Source organism: Pseudomonas sp. WHRI 8519, assembly GCF_040224055.2.
Classification (GTDB): Bacteria; Pseudomonadota; Gammaproteobacteria; order Pseudomonadales; family Pseudomonadaceae; genus Aquipseudomonas; species Aquipseudomonas putida_X.
Genome location: NZ_CP167996.1, coordinates 4,029,209 through 4,050,617 on the forward strand (window position 1 = coordinate 4,029,209; position 21,409 = coordinate 4,050,617).

At 53.3% G+C, this 21,409-nt stretch carries 20 protein-coding genes and 2 pseudogenes; 10 read left to right on the top strand and 12 right to left on the bottom strand.

The features are described from left to right. Window positions 1–564 precede the first annotated feature (564 nt). Both ABRP30_RS18475 and ABRP30_RS18480 read left to right on the top strand, forming a co-directional pair. Window positions 565–1,539, top strand: a complete 975-nt coding sequence (locus ABRP30_RS18475) for an aldo/keto reductase (RefSeq protein ID WP_349975128.1) — start codon at window positions 565–567, stop codon at window positions 1,537–1,539. A 94-nt stretch (window positions 1,540–1,633) separates the two neighbouring features. Next, complete coding sequence (locus tag ABRP30_RS18480) at window positions 1,634–2,512, top strand: dienelactone hydrolase family protein (RefSeq protein ID WP_349975129.1); 879 nt, start codon at window positions 1,634–1,636, stop codon at window positions 2,510–2,512. Window positions 2,513–2,523: 11 nt separating this feature from the next. Here ABRP30_RS18480 and ABRP30_RS18485 read toward each other — a convergent pair whose 3' ends face one another. The 9 genes from ABRP30_RS18485 to ABRP30_RS18525 form a co-directional block, all read right to left on the bottom strand. Beyond that, window positions 2,524–3,096 carry a TetR family transcriptional regulator gene (locus ABRP30_RS18485; RefSeq protein ID WP_349975130.1) on the bottom strand — a complete coding sequence of 191 codons (573 nt, stop codon included), beginning with the start codon at window positions 3,094–3,096 and terminating at the stop codon, window positions 2,524–2,526. Window positions 3,097–3,433: 337 nt separating this feature from the next. Then, on the bottom strand, window positions 3,434–4,435 hold the full coding sequence (locus tag ABRP30_RS18490; RefSeq protein ID WP_349975131.1) for an NADP-dependent oxidoreductase: 1,002 nt from the start codon (window positions 4,433–4,435) through the stop codon (window positions 3,434–3,436). 1,175 nt (window positions 4,436–5,610) lie between these two features. Next, on the bottom strand, window positions 5,611–6,267 hold the full coding sequence (locus tag ABRP30_RS18495; protein ID WP_349975132.1) for an amino acid ABC transporter permease: 657 nt from the start codon (window positions 6,265–6,267) through the stop codon (window positions 5,611–5,613). Next, window positions 6,264–6,905, bottom strand: a complete 642-nt coding sequence (locus ABRP30_RS18500) for an amino acid ABC transporter permease (protein ID WP_349975176.1) — start codon at window positions 6,903–6,905, stop codon at window positions 6,264–6,266. The genes ABRP30_RS18495 and ABRP30_RS18500 overlap by 4 nt, the downstream gene beginning before the upstream one ends. Window positions 6,906–6,910: 5 nt before the next feature. Beyond that, window positions 6,911–7,714, bottom strand: a complete 804-nt coding sequence (locus tag ABRP30_RS18505) for an amino acid ABC transporter ATP-binding protein (protein ID WP_349975133.1) — start codon at window positions 7,712–7,714, stop codon at window positions 6,911–6,913. Window positions 7,715–7,809: 95 nt separating this feature from the next. Beyond that, window positions 7,810–8,700 (bottom strand): nitrilase-related carbon-nitrogen hydrolase, encoded by an 891-nt coding sequence (locus ABRP30_RS18510; protein ID WP_349975134.1) that lies wholly within the window; start codon window positions 8,698–8,700, stop codon window positions 7,810–7,812. Then, window positions 8,693–10,186 (bottom strand): class I adenylate-forming enzyme family protein, encoded by a 1,494-nt coding sequence (locus tag ABRP30_RS18515; RefSeq protein ID WP_349975135.1) that lies wholly within the window; start codon window positions 10,184–10,186, stop codon window positions 8,693–8,695. The genes ABRP30_RS18510 and ABRP30_RS18515 overlap by 8 nt, the downstream gene beginning before the upstream one ends. A 43-nt stretch (window positions 10,187–10,229) precedes the next feature. Beyond that, on the bottom strand, window positions 10,230–10,718 hold the full coding sequence (locus tag ABRP30_RS18520) for a MaoC/PaaZ C-terminal domain-containing protein (RefSeq protein WP_349975136.1): 489 nt from the start codon (window positions 10,716–10,718) through the stop codon (window positions 10,230–10,232). Between the two features lie 14 nt (window positions 10,719–10,732). Next, entirely contained in the window at window positions 10,733–11,548 is an 816-nt protein-coding gene (locus ABRP30_RS18525; RefSeq protein ID WP_349975137.1) for a polysaccharide deacetylase, read from the bottom strand. A gap of 387 nt (window positions 11,549–11,935) precedes the next feature. Between ABRP30_RS18525 and ABRP30_RS18530 the strand changes: the two genes are divergently transcribed. The 3 genes from ABRP30_RS18530 to ABRP30_RS18540 all read left to right on the top strand — a co-directional run bounded on the left by ABRP30_RS18530 (window position 11,936) and on the right by ABRP30_RS18540 (window position 13,498). After that, window positions 11,936–12,283, top strand: a complete 348-nt coding sequence (locus ABRP30_RS18530; protein ID WP_349975138.1) for a RidA family protein — start codon at window positions 11,936–11,938, stop codon at window positions 12,281–12,283. 176 nt (window positions 12,284–12,459) lie between these two features. Further along, complete coding sequence (locus ABRP30_RS18535; protein WP_349975139.1) at window positions 12,460–12,873, top strand: acyl-CoA thioesterase; 414 nt, start codon at window positions 12,460–12,462, stop codon at window positions 12,871–12,873. A 19-nt stretch (window positions 12,874–12,892) separates the two neighbouring features. Further along, on the top strand, window positions 12,893–13,498 hold the full coding sequence (locus ABRP30_RS18540) for a TetR/AcrR family transcriptional regulator (RefSeq protein ID WP_349975140.1): 606 nt from the start codon (window positions 12,893–12,895) through the stop codon (window positions 13,496–13,498). A gap of 44 nt (window positions 13,499–13,542) precedes the next feature. Here the strand turns inward: ABRP30_RS18540 and ABRP30_RS18545 are convergent, their stop codons facing one another. Both ABRP30_RS18545 and ABRP30_RS18550 read right to left on the bottom strand, forming a co-directional pair. After that, window positions 13,543–14,352 (bottom strand): citryl-CoA lyase, encoded by an 810-nt coding sequence (locus ABRP30_RS18545; protein WP_349975141.1) that lies wholly within the window; start codon window positions 14,350–14,352, stop codon window positions 13,543–13,545. Between the two features lie 174 nt (window positions 14,353–14,526). After that, entirely contained in the window at window positions 14,527–15,531 is a 1,005-nt protein-coding gene (locus tag ABRP30_RS18550) for an FAD-dependent oxidoreductase (protein WP_349975142.1), read from the bottom strand. A gap of 719 nt (window positions 15,532–16,250) precedes the next feature. Here ABRP30_RS18550 and ABRP30_RS18555 point away from each other — a divergent pair. Next, window positions 16,251–17,099 (top strand): annotated as a pseudogene (locus tag ABRP30_RS18555) (chemotaxis protein); the annotation flags it as partial. Between the two features lie 393 nt (window positions 17,100–17,492). After that, window positions 17,493–18,005, top strand: a pseudogene (locus ABRP30_RS18560) (methyl-accepting chemotaxis protein); the annotation flags it as partial. 547 nt (window positions 18,006–18,552) lie between these two features. On the opposite strand, the gene ABRP30_RS18565 reads toward ABRP30_RS18560, so the two are convergent. Further along, entirely contained in the window at window positions 18,553–19,284 is a 732-nt protein-coding gene (locus ABRP30_RS18565) for a TorF family putative porin (RefSeq protein WP_349975144.1), read from the bottom strand. 1,213 nt (window positions 19,285–20,497) lie between these two features. On the opposite strand from ABRP30_RS18565, the gene ABRP30_RS18570 reads away from it, so the two are divergent. The 3 genes from ABRP30_RS18570 to ABRP30_RS18580 are packed head-to-tail and all read left to right on the top strand — an operon-like array spanning window position 20,498 to window position 21,347. Further along, a complete protein-coding gene (locus tag ABRP30_RS18570) occupies window positions 20,498–20,776 on the top strand; it encodes a hypothetical protein (RefSeq protein ID WP_349975145.1) in 279 nt (92 codons plus the stop codon). Continuing rightward, window positions 20,773–21,126 (top strand): hypothetical protein, encoded by a 354-nt coding sequence (locus ABRP30_RS18575; protein WP_349975146.1) that lies wholly within the window; start codon window positions 20,773–20,775, stop codon window positions 21,124–21,126. Before ABRP30_RS18570 ends, ABRP30_RS18575 begins: the two co-directional genes overlap by 4 nt. Continuing rightward, on the top strand, window positions 21,123–21,347 hold the full coding sequence (locus ABRP30_RS18580; protein ID WP_349975147.1) for a hypothetical protein: 225 nt from the start codon (window positions 21,123–21,125) through the stop codon (window positions 21,345–21,347). Before ABRP30_RS18575 ends, ABRP30_RS18580 begins: the two co-directional genes overlap by 4 nt. Window positions 21,348–21,409 lie beyond the last annotated feature (62 nt).

Genomic DNA, 21,409 nt, shown 5'->3' on the forward strand with positions numbered 1-21,409 from the left:
CTTGCGTTTCCTCACCTACTACACGCCCCGCCCCCCCCTGCATCCATGCCTGATACCCTCGAATCCAACCCTGGCGCTTGGCGAGCGGTCTTTGATGTCGATCAAAATCTAAGAATTGACATTTTAGATTTCGATCGACATCATAAATCCGTTCCGGGTGAGGTTGCCGAAATGGAGACCCCCCACGGCCCAGGTGACTAGGTTCGGACTGGACATGAATAGGAAAGTCTCAAGGGGCTCCAAACACCCAGAACCTGAAATCGGGGACAGTTTGTCAGCTCACTCAATTACGAAGCGATCAGAGCTGACTGGAATTGCTGCTATTGGCGAACCTAAAGCTGAAAACCAAGATATTGCGACATCTGTAGCCGACGAAGATTCAGCAGGCCGAGACATGGCCTCACCCAAAAAGGATACACCTCACACTGATAGTTGTTCCGCCCGCCCTAAATTACAGGATCCTTCCAAAATCACATGGCGTAGTTTAATGCTAGAACCTTAGCAAACAAACCAACTCATAGCAGATAACCATCAAGTCGCTACCACGAACACCTGGAGATCAATATGAACTATAAAGCTTTCGGAAAGACGGGGCTCAGCGTATCTGAGCTTGCTTTAGGCACAGGGAACTTTGGTACTGGTTGGGGCTATGGTGCCGACTCCGAATCTAGCAAAGCTATACTCAATGCATACGCCGAAGCTGGCGGAAACTTCATAGATACAGCTGACATTTATCAATTTGGTCAATCAGAAGAGCTGCTCGGAACTTTACTGACGGGAAGACGTGATAGCTTTGTCCTGGCGACGAAATTCACGAATGGTACAGGGCCAAATACTGATCGTTTAGCTACCGGGAACAGTCGCCGGGCCATGGTGACCTCGGTGGAAGCAAGTCTAAGACGCCTTAAAACGGATCGCATCGACATTTATTGGGCACATCATCCGGACGGCGTAACCCCCCTTGAAGAAATCATAAGGGGTTTTGAGGACTTGGCACGCGACGGAAAGATTCTTTATGCAGGCCTCTCTAACTTCCCGGCTTGGAAACTGGCGCGTGCAGTTACATTAGCTGAACTGACGAATTCGTTGCCGATTGCAGCGGCGCAGTTTGAGCATAGCCTAGTTCGACGGGAGCCAGAAGCTGACCTCCTTCAAGCGTCAAATGCACTAGGGCTAGGGGTAGTTACTTGGTCTCCTCTCGGCGGGGGAATGCTGACAGGTAAGTATAGGCAAGGTGAAAAAGGTCGAGCCGAGGGCTTTGGCGGAAAGGTTTTCCAAGCAGAGAACTCGGCACAGAGAACACTGATTCTAGACACTGTGCTAGATATCGCAAGAGAACTCGATGTAAGTGCTGGCCAAGTCGCTATTGCGTGGGCATGCACACATGGAGGAGTCCCTATCATCGGCCCTCGATCCGAGCAACAACTCGCTGACAATCTTGGTGCACTATCCTTCAAGCTCTCCCATGAGCAACTCACAAGGCTAAATAGTGCAAGTAGCTTAGAGAGCAATACAGCAGCAGCCTCAATGGCATCGTAAAGGGTAAAGCCCGTGGTATGGGCCCAAGTGCGGGAGGCTAACCATAAGCCTCTCGCACACAGAAATAGAAATGCAATGAGCAGGTAACAGAATAGTGAAATTGTATTTCAAAAGCTATACGCCGAGCGATAGTGATTTCTTAAGGGGCACAGCCTCAGATCCAGTCATCATAGATGGCGTACTGACTCTGCCCCTCCCTGGCAAAAATCCGAGTCCGTTAGTAATTTTACTTCACGGCTCTGGTGGTCGCGGCCCCCTGATAAATCAATGGGCAAAACGACTACAAAACATTGGCATTGCGACATTTGCAGTAGATAGCTTCACCGGGAGAGGACTAACCAGTGTAAGAGATAACCAAGATGCCCTTGGCCGCTTGGTAGGCACTATGGATGCATATAGTGCTCTTGATTTTTGCTCAAACATGCCTGCCATAGACAAAGCTAAAATAGCCATTATGGGATTTTCAAGAGGTGGGCAAGGTGCTCTATATGCTTCAGTAAAACGCTTCCAGCGAATGCATCTTTGTGCAAGCCTAACATTCCGTGCGTATGTTGCACTCTATCCAAACTGCACAACGCGTTACCTCGAAGATAATTTACTCGACTGTAAGCCTATAAGCGTTCATCATGGCAACGCGGATGACTACAATCCTGCAGGTGCAACACAGGTCTTTTGTGATCGCGCCAAAAGTAGAAATGCCGATATATCATTACATCGGTACGCTGACGCGCATCATGTTTTTGACTGGGATGCGCTTGATCCACCACAATTTTTTCCAGAGGCCCAGTCAACCGTTAAGTGCCAGATAGAAGAAATTAGCCCAGGCCTCCTAGTTAATGCTAGAACCGGTGTACCTTTCTCCTACAAAGATTATGATGTTATAAAAGGTGCAACTATGGGGTTCTCACCTAGCGCAACCAAAAATCTTATCATCACACTTAACGCATTTTTCAAAAAGAATTTATTAAACTAGAGCTCCATTATCTAGTTCTTGCTGAGGCCTTGCAGCACTGCATCCCGACAAGTCATGAGAATTTCATCTGCCAGTGGAGAGTCGTCTGGGCATGCGCGAGACATTACAATTGCCCCAATAGATTGAGCCATAGCAGCTAAAATCTTTGCACGCATTTGTGCTGTCTCAGACTCGCCCTGCTGGGCGGCACTATCTAAAAATGCCTTAGCCTGGCTCTCTATTCCATCAGCGAATGTAGCCTTTACTTCAACTTCTTTGCGAGCAGCATCCCCGCACAGGGCTGCAAGCGTGCAACCTGACGCTCGGTGATCTCGATGCTCACGCGATAGATAAGCATTGATGAAATCGCCTAATGAAGCGCCAGCCATAAGATTTGCTGATTGAGTCAGACCACAAGCTGACGCTTCCGCCATCAGATCAGCCTTAGACTCGAAATGCTTATAGAAGCCACCTTGAGTAAACCCAGCAGCGCCCATCAGCTCTGCGATTCCAATTCCGTCATAGCCACGCTCCTTGAAAAGGGCTGATGCCGTCTCAACAATGTGCACGCGGTTTGCCTGCGCCTGCTTTTTAGTGACCTTCATCATTGCTCCTGGAGTGGTGTGAAATACAAACATCATACATTGATGATGGTCGACATCAAAGTATTGACATGTTTAGATGTCGGGCGTAACCATTGTGCTCCCCTCCCTGAGACCCGCAAAATACACCTCAATCCACTTTTCGGGCCATACAACCTCGCCAATCTGACACTCGCTAAGGCCCAAGACAAGGCGCCTGATCAAGACCTACACAAACTAAACTTCAACCATACCGGTCAGTTTTAACTTCCCTTTGTCCACATCTTATCGAGTCGGGAGTAAGATGCGATCCCCCTCCTGCGCAGGCTGACGACACCCTGAAGAAACCGCTCACCTTTACTCACTTCATCTGTACAACAACCTTGCCTTTCGCTCGTCCCTGGGCGAGATACGTTAGCGCTTCCTTAACGTCCTCGAAAGCAAATACCTGGTCAATTACCGGCTTAATCGAACCAGCCCTGATAATGGTAGCTATCTCTTTGAGCCGAACACCGTCGGGGCGAACAAATAGGAATGAATAACTTACCCCGCGCTTCCTGGCAGGCCTCTTAGTCTTCCAACCCATCAAAGAAAATATGATGTTAAAAATGAAGCTCATCCCACGCTTCTCAGCGAAAGCGCTGTCCAATGGGCCAACGAGGGAGACGATCTTTCCACCAGCACTGATAATACCAATAGAACGATCAAGTTCATCGCCCCTGACTGTACCAAGAACCAGATCATAAGACGTCAGAACATTTTCGAATTTTTGTGATCTGTCATCTATTACTTCATCAGCCCCCAAGCTACGTACCAGACCAGCATTTACAGCACTGGTAGTTGTTGCGACCCAAGCCCCTACATACTTAGCAAGCTGAATAGCGAAAGTCCCAATACCACCTGAGCCTGCGGGTATGAATATCTTCTGACCCGCTACCAGATTGGCGCGCTCTCTCAAGGCTTGCCATGAAGTCAGGCCAACCATAGGTACAGAAGCTGCTTGGACGAAACTTAGGCGCTCTAGCTTATGGGCAGCTGCAAACTCAGGTACAGCCGCAAAGTCAGCAAGGGTTCCCGCACCCAGGTCGAATACACTGGCAAACACTTCGTCGCCAACCTTGAATTTCGTCACGGCACTGCCCACACTGACAACGACACCTGCAACGTCGCTGCCCAGGGTGGCCGGCACTTCGAACTTCAGTACTTCTTTAAATATACCGGTAGGCATCATGTTATCAATCGGATTCAGCCCCACCGCATAAACTTCAATCAGAAGCTCGTCCGATTTGATCGATGGCTTAGCAACTTCCGTGAATCCAATATCAGGAGACTTCCCATAGCGTTTAAAAGTCAAGGCTTTCATATAAATTCCAATTACTCGCCGACACTTCTCATCGAGTAGAAAAACGAACTACAGGTCGCTAATTTTTGCGCCATATCGACACAGAAAACTACCAGTTTTCCTTATACGGCCTGTTATCGAGTTCTGAGTCCACGCGGAGCGTAACTGCCGGTGCAACATCTAATAGTTCTCAGCTATTGCTTCATATCCCGACAACCCATCTGATCCATGAGCCTCCACCATGGCCGGGGCAGCATTGCGCAGTCGGTCACCCAGGATGCCGCCATCGATCACAGCATCGGCGACATGATTACCCTTAGGCCCATACTCGCGTGCCATGCTCTGGGTGGGCATTCGCAATCCCGGATCATGACGTGATACCCCTCTTGGGTAAAACGCTTACAGACCGCCTCCCCCCACGCCTCGGGTCGTACCTACGCCAAACACTATTGCAGATGGTTGACTCATAAATCCCCACCCAGGTAGTGAAGGCTTTAATCGGTCACGTTGACCAACGCAATTGATACAAAGGCATGTGCACTCGCCCAGATCTGAATCAAGCGCAGGCTCCCAGCAGCTCATGAAATGTCACTGCGGCTTTGAGCCGTGTATTTTTGATGTCGATCGAAATCATTAATGTCAACATTTATGATTCCGATCGACATCAAAATGAAGTGAACGACGTCTGACTTGGGCGCTAACTTTGTTCTGTCCTGCTGAGCCGCCATTTCTTGGGGCCAATGGCCGGATCCGGATGCTCCTTGGTGGACTGGTAGAAGTAGCCGAGCCCTTCTTCGAAATCTCCAGCCATGGTTGCGCCGGCATCGGTGATGCTTGGCAGCTAGAACATCAGCAGGCGTTACTCCAGGCGTGCTACTGCTGCCGCAATAGCACCGTCAGTGATGTGGCAACGGCGCAGCGGTTCGACCATGGCTGTCTCCAGGAGTGCCACGTTCTGGGCAGCCATCCTCACCAGCACATAGGGATGATCCGCTCATGTACAAACCGCGGCACAGCGTTGGCAAAGTCAAAACCGAGATCATCCCTGGTTGATGGTCGTCCTTGATCAAAGCGCGGCAGCAGGCTTAGCAGTCAACCCAGCGCCCAGTGACCGATTGATGGCCAATGGCCGCTACGGCAAGCGAAATACCGGGCTGATGTCAACCGATAGCCTGCTGCTACACCACCCTGTAGCCTCAGTCGTACTTACCAAGGTGCCTCTCAAGGTAGTTGACAGCCAAGGTCGCCGGGATGCAAATCAAGGCGTACATCAATCCGGTCAGGCTCAGGATCGACATGTATTGGAAGGTCTCTGAACCGATGTCGTTGGCGGCGCTGATGAGCTCAGGAAGCGCAATCGTGAAACAGAGCGACGTCGCTTGAAGGATTAACAGGGCAAACCCGAGCAAGGGAGGTAAAGCGATCCGCAAGCCCTGCGGAATCACGATGATGCGCAACGTATCAGCACGGCTGAGCCCAAGGGTCTGCGAGGCTTCGCGTTGGCCGACGGCGACAGCATTCAAACCGGCGCGAATGATCTCGCTTGTATACGCGCCCGTACTCCAAGCCAGCGCCGCCACGGACGCGCTCAGCGAGGATAACGTCAACCCGCTAGTGGGCAATCCGAAATAAAGGAACTGCAGGAGGATCAAGACTGGCCCACCCCGACCCAGCTCAACCAGAATCACACAGAGCCAACGGATCGACCTTACCTTAGCCTGGCCACCAATGGCCCAGATGAGACCAAGCGGAATGCCGATGATCAAGCTCAATGCAGCAACCTGTAGGCTGATGAGGTAGCCGTCCCACAACCGTGGGAACCACTCAACCCAGTCATTGAAAGTGCCTGTCATCGTTCAATCCTCATCCGAAGCCGTGAGTCGACTGCACGTGAAACGTAGGCCATCAGGAAGCTGAGGCTGAAATAGGCCACCGCCGCCCAAGCGTAGATCTGCAGCCCCTGGTAGGTTTGCTGGGTGAGTTGGTTCGCGATCAACGCCACATCCGCCACGCCGATGGCCGACGCAATCGCCGTATCCTTGAGCAGACCAATTGCATAAGAGCTGGCGGACGGCAGCGATATACGCAGCACCTGAGGTGCCAGGACATACCGGTACCGCTGCCACGCTGAGAGCCCTATGACATGGCTCGCCTCACTCTGCCCTTTGGGAACCGCTTTGAGTGCCCCGCGATAGATTTCCGCCAGGTTGGCAGCGGTGATGATCGACAGACCAATCACAGCAGCAGTAAATGGGCTCAACCGGATCACGTGTTGCCCAATCGCAAAGAACACCGCGAACAACCACACGATGGGAGGGATGGAGCGGACGATGAGGATCACCGTTGCGCCAAGGTAGGAAAGCTGCGCGTTGCGAGCCGACCGGAGTGCACAGAGCGGAATCGCCAAAATCGCCCCGGCGATAAAAGACACCAGGGTCAAGGCGATTGTCCATGGCAAGCCCGCACACAGTTTCTGGATCACTGTGAGCATGTCCATTAGCGATCACGCACAGCGGAAAGAAACTGTTGAACGCGTGGGTGCTGCGGTGACCTCATGACTTGAGCGCTTTCGCCTTGTTCGATGATCTCACCGTCGGCCATGACAATAACCCGGTTCGATACGTTTTCGGCAAATCGCATCTCGTGGGTGACGACCATCATGGTCATGCCTTCATCAGCCAACTCCCGCATGACGGCAAGCACTTCCAGGCCCACTTCCGGATCCAGGGCCGATGTTGGCTCATCAAAAAGCATGATCTGAGGATCAAGTGCGAGTGCGCGGGAAATGGCGATGCGTTGCTGCTGGCCACCCGAGCATCGAGAGGGATACAAACCAGCCTTGCTTGCCAGTCCCACTCGTTCCAACAGTTGCATGGAGCGCTCATCCGCGTCTTCTCGACTGCGCTTGAGCACTCGCCGCTGTGCCAACGAAACGTTTTCTAGCACGCTCATGTGTGGGAATAGATTGAATGACTGGAACACCATACCGAGCTTGCGGTTCAGGCCTGCCAATTGAGCACGCGTAGCGCCGACTGAAGCATCAATCGACAGATCGCCGATTGTCACGGTGCCAGCAGTTGGAGGCTCAAGCTGATTGATGCAGCGCAGCAGCGTACTCTTACCCGAACCACTAGGCCCGATCAGTGCCACCACTTCACCGCTTTTGAGCTCAAAATCGATGGCTTTTAAAACAGTGATATCGCCAAATCGCTTACTGACTCCATCCAACCGCAAAACAGTGCTTTGAGGAGATAAATCTAGCGCGAGCGAAGAGGACGCGAAGGAAATCTCAGCGTTCATATTTTTACCCCTTTACTACGTTTTATTTTTGGCAGGGCTATAAAAAAATGGGCTGCTGGCACAGCCCAAAAAATGAGACTCTTTTAAAACTCTTATTACAATTTCAAATTCGAATACAGCTCCGGCCGACGATCGCGCAAGTGGCGAACTTCGCCCTTCTCGCGCGAAAGCCTAAGCCTCGAAAGATCCAGCTCAACATTGAGCAGACCTGCGACGTTCAACGCGCCCTCAGCGTAGGTGCCATCAGTCACACCCATCCGGTTGTCGATAGGGCACGCAACGAATGCTTTGCCCATACAGCTCACTGGATAGTCATTGGGGATACCCAGATCCCCGACGAGTGGCGAGACGCACACATACACCTGGTTTTCTAGCGCACGAGCATGAGCACTGAACCACTCACGCCAGGATCCACGCTCTTCTGTCAGGGCTGGAACGAAAATGACTTCGGCACCCGCGGCGGCAAAGCTACGAGTGAGCTCAGGGAATTGAACGTCGTAGCAGATGAAGACACCGCACTTCACGCCATCAATCTCAAAAACATCATTCAGCGAGGACGCACCCGAGGTCTGGATGGCCTTCTCCCCACGAGTGAGGTGTACCTTGTGCTGGCGTTCGAACGAGCCGTCTGGCTTGAAGACAAAGGCACTGTTGAAGCCTTCGCCATTTTCTTCATGCCAGTAGGTTGCGCCGACGATGTAGATGTCATGAGCCTTGGCCAGCGCGGTCAAGCACTCTACAAAAGCGGGATACAGCGGGGTCAGGACGTCCCGGTAAAAAGCCGAAACAGTCTGATTACTGACCCGGGCCGCGTCCGGACTCGTCCACAGCAGACCCATTGGCAAGAATTCAGGGAGCAGCAGTGCGCGGCTACCTGCCGCCTTGGCCTCGAGGACTACCGACTCAACATGCTCAGCGAAGTCTTGAAACGCTGCATAACGCCTGATCTCAAAAACGGCGACAGATACTTTCAGCTGATCAAGCATCTTGTGCTTCCTTCCAAATATTGAACAACGCCTTCTTGTCGATCTTCGAAGTGGATCCCAGTGGCATTTCAGACAGTTGGATGAAGCTGACCGGAACTTTGAACTCGGCAAGTTTTGCTCGGCAGTGAGCCGCCAACTCTTCAGCGTTGACCTGCTTACCAGCCGTGGTCACAAAGTATGCGAACGGCTGCTCACCAAATTTGGTGTCTGGGATGCCGATCACAGAAGCCAGCTGGACAGCTGGATGCTCACAGATGACGTCTTCAACCTCAGCTGGAGCGATGTTCGCGCCGCCTTTGATAATGATGTCCTTGATACGACCGGTCAGGTAATAGAAGCCATCCGCATCGCGGTAGCCCAGATCGCCCGTACGGAAGAAGCCATCAACGAAAGCTGATGCAGTCAGATCTGCGGCCTTGTAATAGCCGCTGGTGGTGGCGGGAGCCTTCACCCATACCTCGCCCTCTTCACCATCAGCCGCCAGTTGCCCAGAGGCAGTGACGAACTTCACCTCGACACCAGGCGCTGCTTGGCCGATAGAGCCTTCAGGCAATTCGACCTGGCGACAGGCGTAGCTACCAAAGACCGGACGAACCTCAGTCAGCGCGTAGTAATCTTCGATTCGCTTGTTGAACCGCCGAGCGAAGCGATCCTTGAGTTCCTTCGGCAGAGGTGCACCAGCAGAGATGAAGAGCCGCATGAAGGATAAATCGAACTGCAGATCATTTTGCTCGGCATATTCGAGCATCATGCTGAACATGGTTGGGACACCATGGAACACCGTCACACGGTGATTCACGATGGCATTCAACACATCCGCTGGACGGAATTTACGGAGCAAAATCACTTCTGCGCCGGCCTGCAAGGCCATCGACGCTGCGGTTGAGAGTCCATAGAGGAAGCCCAACGGCAGAGCCACCAACACCTTATCTTCGGGCGTTACCCCCCAGAGCTCGATCAAGGAACGGTTTCCCGCAAACTCTGCGGCCTGGGTGTAGCGAACAGCTTTGGGAACCCCCGTGGAGCCAGAGGTGTAAACAATGAGGAAATCCGGATTGATCTCGGATGCCTCCAGCTGCGCCTCAACCGACGCTTTCTGGAGGAAACCACGGGTATCAAAAATGGTGCAGTCACGTTCGCCGACCGCATCCAACGCTGCCGATGCCAGCAGCTCATCGACAAATAGATGTTTGATCTGCGCGTGATCGATGATATAGGCCGCCTCCGCAGGGGTCAGCACAGCATTGAGCGGGATAAAGGTACCGCCGATTTTCGACACTGCGTAATACAGAATCATGGTCGCGCTGCTATTTTCGCAGTACACGCCTACTGGGGTATTTCGCCCAACGCCCACACTCACCAAACGCGATACCGTCTGGTTGACCTCGCGCACTAACGCCTCGTAGCTGAGAGCCTCGTTTTCAAAACGAAGAGCGACTCTTACCACATCGCTACCGGAGAAAGCCTGAATACCGCTAACTATCATGACAAAACCTCAGAGAACGTTAGTGCCGAGCCATAGATGCGTGTTAGGCAGGCTTACAGTGCATCATCACCTTCCACTCGCCTTCCTGCACCGACTCGCCGCGCTGGTTGACGAGAGAAACTTGGAAGTTGACGATACCCACACCTGGCTTTTTCGTCTCACGCTTGGAGCCGACCTTCTGATTCACATGGATGGTGTCGCCAATCTTTATTGGGCCACGCAGATCCCAGGTCATGCCCAGGAAAGCGATTGCAGTGCCTTCCTTGATGCCCAGGCGGCTTTCCAGACCAGTAGCGATGGCAAAGCCAGCCGGGCCGTGCAGGATGCGGCCACCGAAGACGGTGGTTTTCGCGAATTCTTCGTCTGTGTGAACGGGGTTATGGTCGCCGGTCAGCGCGGCGAACATGACGATGTCGGCTTCAGTGATGGTACGGCGTGGCGAGTTCCATTCCTGGCCAACTTCCAATTGATCGAAGTACAAGGCGTTTTGGCCAATACCGGTCAGGCTCTTCGGTTCAACTGCACTATTCATTGTATTTCTCCAGATTAAAGAGCAGTGCTCTTGATATTTTTCGCAGCGGCACCCATGGTCATGAATTGCACGCCAGGTTGTTGCATGTGCTTGATCAACCTTTCAAGCATCTCGATGCGCGGGCCACGCCCGATGATTTCCGGGTGGCACGTCAGCGTAAATACGCCATCGACCTTATGGGCATAATCGAACTCGGCAGACCATGCCTTGTAGACATCTTCAGCCAGCCGCAATCCGGTATTTAACGGACGCGGGGAGAACTGGAAGTACGGGTAGTCGTCAAGCTCCCAGGCAACCGGAAACTCAAGTACCTGACTCTGCTCGCCGTGCGTGAATTGCTCTTCGGTGAGTACGTCGTTTTTCCGAGCATAGAAAGTGTTGAAATCATTTGACATCAGGCTGCTGTCGTAGATGAGTCCGAACTCTTCGAGCAGATCAATGGTGTTGTCGCTCAGATCCCACGCGGGCGAGCGGTAGCCGATCGGACGCACGCCCGTGACCTTTTCCAGCACCTCAAGGCTTTGGGTCAGGAGGCGTCGCTCTTCTTCGATCGGCAGCCCCACAGGCGATTCGTGAAGATAGCCGTGGCACCCAATCTCATGACCGGCCGCCACAATGCGCTTCATCTGCTCAGGGTAGGAGGAAGCAGTGTGAGCCGGCACGAAGAAGGTCGCGGGGACTTCGCAACGCTCCAGAACCTCCAGAAGACGGGGAATGCCGACTTCAGCTCCAAACTCACCCCGAGACAGAGGCGTCGGAGAAACCTGCTTGAAGGTACTCATCCAGATGGCGACGCCATCAAAATCGAAGGTTAGGCATGCGATGGTCATCAGTGCTCCTCAACAGAAATCAGCAGGTTTGGCATCTCGAACGGTCTCGACCTGCCCCTGGCATCACAACCAGGGCGCTCCCCGCGTGCTTTTTAGCGCCTGTAACGGGTCAGCCCAGAAAAAAGACCAATCGTAATAAAAATTAGACCGCCCAGTCAGTATGCTTGAATTGGTAAGCATGTCAATAGACCCACAGGTCAGACATCGCCCGAAAAATTCGCCGTCAAGCTCCCAACCATGGGCTTCACCTTGCGTAGCAAGACTCTCAGGTTTAGAATTAATACCGATAAGTCAGATTTTTTGCCTGACTGTACGGTCTGTCAACCATTGAAAGGTGTCGTCATGATCCAAGCTATAAATGCAGGGCCCGGTTACCCAGGCGTATCGATGTCAATCCGGGTCACCGACGGGGATCTGCTCTTCATCACCGGCCACGCCCCCGTTGACAGTGACGGCGAGGTGATCGAAGGCGACTTCGAAGCACAGGTCGTAGCGGTTTTCGAGAACCTGCGCGGCACTCTTCAGGCGGCAGGGGTGGGCTTCGAGGCCCTGGTACGCATGAACACGTACCTGACCGACGTGAATCCAGAGACCCTCGCAACCTTCAAGGCTGTGCGTAACCGCTTCGTGAACATGGACTGCCCGCCGGCCAACACGTTGCTCAAGGTGAACGGCCTGTATGACGGTCGCATCCGGATTGAAGTAGATGGCGTTGCAGTCTTGCCACGCGCTTGACCGATCGCTTGCCGCCTACCAACCAGGCGGCACTTTTAATCGAACGGCTGTACCGCCTGGCTGACCCATACGAAGGCAAAATTGACTTGACGGTACAAAAAAAAGACAATTGCCAGGCTCTGTCCAATCAGAGGCTTGGTACAGGCTGAATACAGCCCTAGGAAGCAGGAGTACCGATGATCACGTTTAGAGGGGTTGTATATCCTGCGCAGACCGACGCCATGGGCCACATGAATGTGCAGCACTACGTCGCGTCCTTTGACCAGGCCTTCTGGCACTTGGCAGAACACCTTGGCTACGACACCGAGTGGCGGTTCAGCCGCAAACAGGGTTGGGCAGATGTTCATTACGAAATCGATTTTCGATCTGAATTGCACGTTGGATCGACTTTTTATATCAAGAGCACGATCGACAAGGTTGGCCGCACGTCGATGGTGTCCCACCACTCCCTTTACAACAATAAAGACCAGCTCTGTGCAGAAATCGCCATGACCTCTGTCTATTTCGAACTCGAAAAGCGCAAGGCCATAGAGATACCTGACTTTATTCGTGCGTCTGCATCCTCAATGATCGAGACGCGTACTGCTTAAAAACTATTTGGTGTAACCCATGAATCTAGATCTGCGCGATCAACTCAAACAGAAAAAGCAAGCCTACGTCCAAGACGAAATTCTGTCGTCCGCAGCATCCCTCTTCGCTGAGAAGGGATTTCGAGCAATTACCATTACCGATGTTGCCGCACAGCTGGGTTACACCAAATCTGTTGTCTACTACTACTTTAAGAATAAGAACGAGATCCTGTGGCAGATTTTCAACAGGATGCATGAGAGCTACGAGGCAACCATCGACGAAATCCTGACTCAGGAGCTTTCCACTGAAGATGCGCTTCACCGCATCCTTCACAGCCATGCCCTTCACGTGATGAAGAAGAAGGACTGGACAGCTATCTATTTCAGAGACGAAAGCGAGCTGGAGTCCGAGCAGCGCCTACTGATGCGCAAGCGCAAGCGCGAGTACGACGCCAAGATTGAGGTCATTTACCAGCGTGGCATCGACGAGAAGAAATTCAAAGACATTCCTCCTCACATCGCGATCACGGGCTTCATGGGCATGTGCAACTGGCTGCACACCTGGTTCAACGAACAGGGGTCTCATACCCCTGAGCAGATCGCCGATTACTACTGCGACTTGATGTCGGGCGGCTACCTGAAGTAACCGCCAGCAAAGCGGAAGAAGCGCGACTCCCGTCGCGCTTTTTTTCAGTTCGATTTAGCCTGGGCAAAATCTTCAGCAAAGCTGCGGCGCTCACGCGCGTAATCAACCTGATCATCCGGGATAATACGAATACGGACTTTGCTCTGCATCTCTTCGGAAATGTGAGCGATCACACCAGGCATGGTCGAGATCACCGCCAGACCTGTCATCTCGGCAGGAGTGAACCCCATCTGTGCCAGGATCGCGCCCATCATCCCGACTTCGTTGATGACGATCTCTGGCTTGTTGGCCTGGGTAGTGAACGCTTTGTGCACTGCTTCGTACCACTCACAGATTTCTCCCCAAACACCCGTCTCGATTGCCAGCTGTTTCAATTGCTGAGCACGAGGATCGGTGTACTTAAAAGCTGGGTGACCGAGACCTGGAACTCGCTCCTTACGAGCTCTCATTCCCTCGACGAGGCTCGCAGCAGCCTCATCCAGGGATGCCGCTTGCTTGGCAGCAGCAAGGGTTGCATTCAGGAAAATGCCCGTCTGATCCGGCGCCAACGAGTACTCACCTGCAGACAGAACGGCGGTCGCCAGGCCAGCAACCATGCTGGGATTGCTTGATACGCAGAAGCGCGCAGCGGTAGTCCCTGGCTTACGCAGGGAATAGTCCAGAACAGAACACAGAACCCCTTCGACCATCTTGGCTTGGCCAACCGTAGGCAGCTTGCCGCGAATCAACAGGTAGGTGGCGTCAGCGAAGCTTAGCTTGCCAATCAGGTCGCCCAGATCATAGCCACGGATGTACACAGTGTTGTCTTGGACATCGCTGACAGCGCTGCTCCAGTACTTAGGCGTCTCGTTCATGCTGAATTCCTGGTGAATGGATCAAAGCCAAGCGCGCGGCCCGGCGTCTAATGATGGTATCCGAGCCCAAAACAACTGTCCAGCCAGTCAGTCTTTTTAACTGACCAATCGGTATGTCATTATCAACACTCTGTTGCGACCGGGCATCAAAGCCCCGTACACAGTTGCATGATTTCAGATGATCCAGGGTATGGATTGGGGCGGCTCTACCAGAGCAGTTCCAGCACAGGCTGGCACCTGGATGCGCCCGAGATGAGCGTAAGGACGGAGACTCTCTGCAAATTCCCGAGCGCCAGTTACGGCATGAAAAATGTCTTGGTGCGGGCCGACAGTAGTGACCTCCGGATCGTGTGAATGCGCCTCGGCTCCTGGCCATGAGACTCGCCTGCCATTTCCTTCCTTGGCGAAAAATCCACGAATCGGATCAAAGATGGCAGACACCAGCCGGTTTGCAGTTGAGGCCCTTGTCTTGGTCAGAATGTGTGAAGCACGCTCAAAAGACAGGTACCGACCTGTCACAGGCAACCAGGCATCCTGGCCATAACTTGACGCATCCGCTGACTTATCCCCCTTTGCCTCTAAACACTCCAGCACTGTCGCGTATCCGAGAACCTCATCGTTGATGTCAGCCTCATGATGCCCTCTCGCCGGGCGCAGGTCGGCGAGTGAACGTCCCTTGAACACCCTTCCGCCTCGATTGAGGATGGTTTCAATAAGTTGCGTGGCCAGCCGTTTGGGCGAGACCGAAATATCCTGATCGAATCTGGCGACCGCCAAGGTAAAGGGAGGGACATCAAGGTGGGCGACCCGGGTCGAAAACCTGACCACTAACCCATTCGCCCGGCGATTGTCGGCAAACGCCTCCAGCGCATCTACGTGATCAGGTCGACGCTCGAAAATCATTGTCCCCGATGGGGAAGAAATCACTGCTGCCCCGAGATCAAGTGCCATGTCCCGAAACTCGGCGATGCCCTGCCAAGCGATCTTGGAAGCATCTGCTGATTGATACAGACCGAGCCACGTTGAAACCAACTCATTGGAGGCGAATTGAGGAAAGTCCAAGTCATCCAAAAACACGTCCGCATCAAACCCAAACCGCTGCAGGACATACGCATATAGAAGCGCCTCAACACCGTTCCCCACGACTGCGATACCTCTATCCCGAACACCCGTGCCCATATCCGCCCTCCGCATCTCACGCGCCTCGCCCTAAGCACGAGCTCAAAACAAATGTACTCGTAGGTATTATTTTGAGACCAGAAGGTATTTTAATCATTCATGACCGTCAAGCAGCTTCAGCAGCAGCTCATCGGCTGGAGCAGCACCTGAGAGAAGCGGTTCCTGAGCCCTGCAGGGACTGGCCGAATTTACCCTTGCACGGATGCGACACACCGAGACATACTCGCAAAATACCCAGTGGTAGCTTTTGCAGACCCACTGGTACATAAAAACACCCCACGCCAACACGGGGTCTTCTGCACATCACAACAACAGCAACGCTCGCCTGAGGATTCATGATGCTGGGGAACGCCTCCATTCGAACCACCATTACCGCGCTGAGCTTGATCAGCATGGTCGGACTAATCACAGCGATCAGTGCAATTAACATCCAGCAAAATGAGTCAACCGGCGCGTTGACCAGTGCAGCGAGCAATGCGGCGATTGAGCGGGCGATCAAAGGCCAGCTTGAGAGCGCGGCAGCCGGCCAGGCAGCTCAAATTGAACGCATTTTCGGAGAGCAATACACCTCGCTTGCTCAGCTCGCGATCCAGTTTTCAGGTATTCAAACTGTTTTCAATTCTTATGGCATCGCGGCCAATGCCTCTCGCTTTCAAGCCGACCAAGCGGTGAAAGCAACGTTCGTGGGTGATAACGATTTGCTCGGCGTATGGGGGATCATGGAGTCCAACCAGCTGGGTGACGACAAAGACTTCGTCAATTCGCTTCCGTACAGCTCGAACAACAAAGGCCGTTTCGCCAGCTACTGGAATCGCACCACGGGAACAGTTTCGAACGCACCCACCGATGAGCAGATGTTGGTGGATGAGAGGAAGGGTGAGAGCGGCCTGCCATTCAACTACTTCTACAAGTGCCCACTGACTACAAACGCCCCGTGCCTGGCACCTCCGTTCACTGCAACATTGGCCGGCCAGGACATCCTGATGACAACACTGGCATACCCTGTCCGCAGCGGCGGCATGGTGATAGGCGCGGTAGGGGTTGATGTGGCACTCACAGACCTGCAAAAGCTGGCCATGTCTGCGAAGGAAAAGCTGTACAACGGCGCCGGTGACATTTCGCTCATCACCAGCTCGGGTATTGTTGCAGCCTACACGCTCTCCCCTGCAAAGTTGGGCCAGCCCTATCAAAGCTTGGGCTTACCCGAGATCAAGCAGCTGGGTGGCAACAAAGGCGTGAACACGTCTGCGTATGTTGAAGATGCTCAGTCGGTGAAAGTGATCTCCCCAGTCAACGTCGGCGACAACATCGCCCCCTGGTGGATTGTCCTTGAGCTACCGAAATCAGTGGCGCAGGCGGAAGTCCAGAAGCTCCACGACCTCCATGAGCAACTCCAAGCCGAATCGCTCATCAAGACCTTGGTAGTCGCCGGCATTGCCACCCTCATTGGTGGACTGTTGATGTGGCTGACCGCAACTCGAATCACCACCCCCATACGCATGGTGTCCACCATGCTGCGCGACATTGCATCGGGCGAAGGTGACCTTACGAAGCGCCTGACCTACACCAAGAAAGATGAGCTGGGCGAGGTCGTGGTCTGGTTCAATATGTTCCTGGACAAACTCCAGCCCATGATCAAAACGATCCGCTCGAGCATCGTCGAAACTCGCCAGACCGCGAATCAGTCTTTCAGCATTTCTCAGGATACCAGTGAAGGGATGCAGGCTCAGTTCCGAGATATTGACCAGGTCGCCGCAGCATCCAACGAGATGACCAGCACGGCACATGAGGTGGCCAGCAACGCCGCAATGGTTGCCCAGGCAGCGCAAGATGCTGAGCGATCTGCGCAGACAGGTCATGCCATGCTGGAGCGGACTAACCAGGGAATCATTGACCTAACGGGTTGCCTTACGTCATCCATGAAGGACGCCAGGCAGCTTTCCGACAGCAGCGAGCAGATCGGCGATGTATTGGACGTGATCCGTGGGATTGCTCAGCAAACCAATCTGCTCGCACTCAACGCCGCCATCGAAGCTGCACGCGCCGGGGAAAGTGGTCGAGGTTTTGCAGTTGTAGCGGACGAGGTCAGAAGCCTGGCTATGAGAACCCAAGACTCGGTGGAGCAGATCCGGCTTGTTATCGAGCAACTGCAGGCCGGTGCTTTGACGGTTACCAGTGCCATCCAAGACAGCCAACAGCGAGCTACAGCCAGCTCGCAGCGAATGGACGAAACGGTCGTGTCGTTCAACGACATCACCCAGGCAGTGTCGAAAATCCAGGACATGACTCATCAAATTGCCACTGCAGCTGAGGAACAAAGCGCAGTCGCAGAGGACATCAACTGCAACATCAGCAATATCCGCTTGGTTACTCAGGAACTCAACGAGAAAGCGAGCAGCTCCGCGACGCTCAGTGAGCACCTCAACACCCTGGCCGATAAGCAGCATGCACTGGCTGAACAGTTTCACGTCTAAATTAAACCTGCCGCCCTATCCAGGGCGGCAATGCGCCTGGGGACGGAGACCTCTAGAACCAGGCAACCCTTTGTGAAACCGAACTGCTCACTGCCATAGCCACTTCCGCAGTCATATCAAGCCCATGCCGATAGCCAGGCCGCTGGCCCTTGAATCCACCCGCACGCAAGGCTCCCTGACTTCACATTGGATGCGAGCCTCCCTCAGTTGATGCTCGGCCCACGGGCACCCTTGAGTACAGCAGGGCTGTAGGCTCAGGCCGAAGCCAGTTCAGCACTCTGCCTCAGTATCCAACGCAGCCCTGCGAATGGGATCATGATGTACGGGGTTGCTTGGCAGAGCCGCCGCCGGCTTTGAAAGGAAAATTCTCTGCCTCGAATGCCATAAAGAAAGACACGGGTATCTGCCCCCAAGAAGTGGTTGCAACCCGCCTCAGTCTCTTTCCCGCTGGAGAAAGATGCTGGTCGTGGGCCCGATAGAGATTGAAGAGTGGCGTGACCCTGCTAGTGCGCTACCAGGGTCACCTGGGGGAGGCTAGAGCACTCTGTCAGAAGGTTTTTTCAGCGCCGAAGATCACAGTACTGGAGCAGACATCATCAAATCCGTTGAAACTGGCACATTCCGATTTCGAAAGACTGCTGTCTGCGTAAGCGACTGACCACTTGATACCCAGGACGCTTTTGCTGAGTTTAGCAATCCACGCATTATAGCTGTCGCGCTCCCCCCCACTCTTACTGAAGAAGTAGTTATCTTTGTAATCAACCTTCCCATAAGTGAGATCAAGAGTCGATTCGAACGGTAGATTCGCAGTGTACCCGACAAAACTGTAGAGATAGCTTTGATCACCGTAGAGATCATCCGAATACCAGCCCCCCACATTGAAGCCATACGCCGTCAACTTAGTGTAGTATTCTGAGTAATTTAGACTGGACTGCCTCGGGTACTCATATTTGTAATAGGCAATATCCCAGGAGACATTCTCCATAGGCTCGAAATAGTAGCCTACATAGTAGTCAAGCTCTTGACGGGTTTTGCTACCATAACCAAAGTCAACGTTCGATGACCACACGCCGAGGTATGCACCACTGGAGTGTGAAAGCGTTAGACTCCCCTGCAAGGCTGGGTCGTTTTGAGTTTGCGACACCCCCCTGCTCCAATAGTTGCTGAAGGCCCCCACGTTGACGCTCAGGGTAAGGTCATGGCCCAGGTCGATCGCGTTCGCAAAAGTCCAAGGTGCAAAAAATAGAGCAGGAGCAAAGTATTTTTTAGTTATTTTCACAGTTTGATCCACTGGTTGAGGTGAGAGAGTTTTTGAGCGAGACAGTTTCCAAAGATCGATTTGGTAAAATTGTTGTTATTGAGTTTGAATCAAACCTTAAAAATCTGCTTAGACCGCAAGCCTCCACTTGCGAAAACTGCTTACTCTATGGATCCGTCCAACGTGAAATAACTGGCAGGCCTCATGAGGCGGCCATTCTTCAACAGTTTCTAATTACCCCACTCTAAATTTTCCCGCCTCTACCTGATGGCCATTTAGCAGAAAACCCTAGAGTTCGACGTTATACAGATCAACTCTACTAATCGCTGGCAGGCAACGCACACGGTCGCCTTGAACAAGCTGAGTGCAGACATCCTCGGTTCTACCCCACTTAAATCCGCACTGAACTGTCCCACCAACGGCGGGAGAGGTTTGTTCAGTCAAGGCGGTTCGAGTGCTCGCTAAGTAGTTTCGGCAGTCCCTGTCGTCGCGATGGGACTCAAAATGACAGCATTCAAAAACAAAGTCAACCAACCGGGCGGTATTTTTGACCACCCGGTATTCTTTGCAGATTTTTGTGTTGGTTACCGAGTCGGCATTAAAGTAAAAAGTCATTAAAATCATGAAGATAAGATGAAGGCGTAGGTACAGGATGGCAACTGATTCGGAGAACTGAGCAGAGGCTGCTCTGAGCGATGAAGGTGCTATTGCTTCAACTACATGGGTGAGACGTTGTTTAGGGAGAGCCGCAACTTTGCTGATGATCGCATCGACGCCCGTACCTACTTCCTGGCGCCGTGTGCCGCTACCGACCTGGTCATTGCCGGCTGGGTAGTAACATCTGACAAACCCCGTAAGCCATCCTGCTCAGGACATCCTTTCCCCTGGGAGTTTCAATGCATCGACTGCATGTTATCCTTGATCGCCTGTTCCTAATCAGCACCCCCGGGCGCTGGGCAACATCGGCTACTCAACCGAAGACAGGTACGCCGTAAACTCCAAATCGAAGTCGATCTGCATCGCCTTGGCGACCGTGCTGGGCATGGCTGATGGCGAGACCTCGACAACCTTGGATGTGGAAAGCGGCGCTCGCCATATAACCATGTTTACCTCCTATGCTGTGATGCTCTCGGAAGCTTACACACGAGGTGCCTTCCTATGGGCTGACCAGCAATAAGCGATTAGATGTGCGCAGGCTAGCCTTGCAGCAGATTCAATTTGAGGAACGCTGCAATTGAGCAATCCACCTGTTGCTGGCTACTACGAAATTCTTCTCACTGCTCCCGACTTCTCCGACAACCCGATTGGTGCTCGCCAGAGTCAGCGCTGGCGACTGATCGTTGATGACATTCGCTGCAGCGCATCTGAAGGTGAACTCCGCGAAGCCCAGGGCAAAGCCGAAGGCTACATTCGCGGTCTGGTTGATGCCGGTCATCTCTCCAACGACCGCATTCGTGATTACAAAATTCTGAGTAGTATCCACCGACGCCGAACCTTGCTGTCGGAAGCTTGATCGCAGCGTTCTGGTGGACCAAAGAAGAGGCAGAGAGGGATGCGGCGGAGACTGGGCTGCAGATTGTTGGGCTGAGCCCGATGACCGGTGCCACTGAGGTTGAGCGGCTGCGGGTGGAGCGCGACGACCTGAGTGCCAAGCTCGATCGGTTCTACTCGCGAAGCCACGGGATCAAGCACCTCTCGGCGATTGAGCAGCTGAACGACAAGCTGGCCGAGCGGGATGCGCTGCTGCGCGACTTCCTCGAAGTTGCAACCGGCGGCTTCTCGGATAGCGATCACGTACTGCGCGTGCGACGCCACCTCGAAATCTTCCTGTCTGCCAGCGCAGACGCGGAGGCGAAGGAATGAAGACGCACTTCGTACCGTTCACCGACTTGGAAGACGTTGAGCAAGCGTCCTGCGGTACCTGGCTAGGGGAGTCCTCTGAGCTATCAGGCGACTGGGCCGAAGTCGATTGCCTGCTCTGCCAAAAACACAAAACAAAGATCATCGCAGCTGCAGAGGCCGAAGAACGCTTCATCGTTGAGCAGATGGGCGACATGGCGGCCGTCATGCGCGCACAAGGCTAGACCGCCTTGGGGTACAAATGTACTCAACCCAGCTGTAATCCCTCTCCCCTCTATATCACTGC

Bases quoted from the DNA above. Each gene is read 5' to 3' on its own strand.
- ABRP30_RS18525 (WP_349975137.1), bottom strand. From the start codon at position 11,548: ATGACCATCGCATGCCTAACCTTCGATTTTGATGGCGTCGCCATCTGG.
- ABRP30_RS18530 (WP_349975138.1), top strand. From the start codon at position 11,936: ATGTCAATCCGGGTCACCGACGGGGATCTGCTCTTCATCACCGGCCAC.
- ABRP30_RS18500 (WP_349975176.1), bottom strand. From the start codon at position 6,905: ATGCTCACAGTGATCCAGAAACTGTGTGCGGGCTTGCCATGGACAATC.
- ABRP30_RS18505 (WP_349975133.1), bottom strand. From the start codon at position 7,714: ATGAACGCTGAGATTTCCTTCGCGTCCTCTTCGCTCGCGCTAGATTTA.
- ABRP30_RS18510 (WP_349975134.1), bottom strand. From the start codon at position 8,700: ATGCTTGATCAGCTGAAAGTATCTGTCGCCGTTTTTGAGATCAGGCGT.
- ABRP30_RS18535 (WP_349975139.1), top strand. From the start codon at position 12,460: ATGATCACGTTTAGAGGGGTTGTATATCCTGCGCAGACCGACGCCATG.
- ABRP30_RS18485 (WP_349975130.1), bottom strand. From the start codon at position 3,096: ATGAAGGTCACTAAAAAGCAGGCGCAGGCAAACCGCGTGCACATTGTT.
- ABRP30_RS18520 (WP_349975136.1), bottom strand. From the start codon at position 10,718: ATGAATAGTGCAGTTGAACCGAAGAGCCTGACCGGTATTGGCCAAAAC.
- ABRP30_RS18580 (WP_349975147.1), top strand. From the start codon at position 21,123: ATGAAGACGCACTTCGTACCGTTCACCGACTTGGAAGACGTTGAGCAA.
- ABRP30_RS18495 (WP_349975132.1), bottom strand. From the start codon at position 6,267: ATGACAGGCACTTTCAATGACTGGGTTGAGTGGTTCCCACGGTTGTGG.
- ABRP30_RS18540 (WP_349975140.1), top strand. From the start codon at position 12,893: ATGAATCTAGATCTGCGCGATCAACTCAAACAGAAAAAGCAAGCCTAC.
- ABRP30_RS18475 (WP_349975128.1), top strand. From the start codon at position 565: ATGAACTATAAAGCTTTCGGAAAGACGGGGCTCAGCGTATCTGAGCTT.
- ABRP30_RS18515 (WP_349975135.1), bottom strand. From the start codon at position 10,186: ATGATAGTTAGCGGTATTCAGGCTTTCTCCGGTAGCGATGTGGTAAGA.
- ABRP30_RS18545 (WP_349975141.1), bottom strand. From the start codon at position 14,352: ATGAACGAGACGCCTAAGTACTGGAGCAGCGCTGTCAGCGATGTCCAA.
- ABRP30_RS18490 (WP_349975131.1), bottom strand. From the start codon at position 4,435: ATGAAAGCCTTGACTTTTAAACGCTATGGGAAGTCTCCTGATATTGGA.
- ABRP30_RS18550 (WP_349975142.1), bottom strand. From the start codon at position 15,531: ATGGGCACGGGTGTTCGGGATAGAGGTATCGCAGTCGTGGGGAACGGT.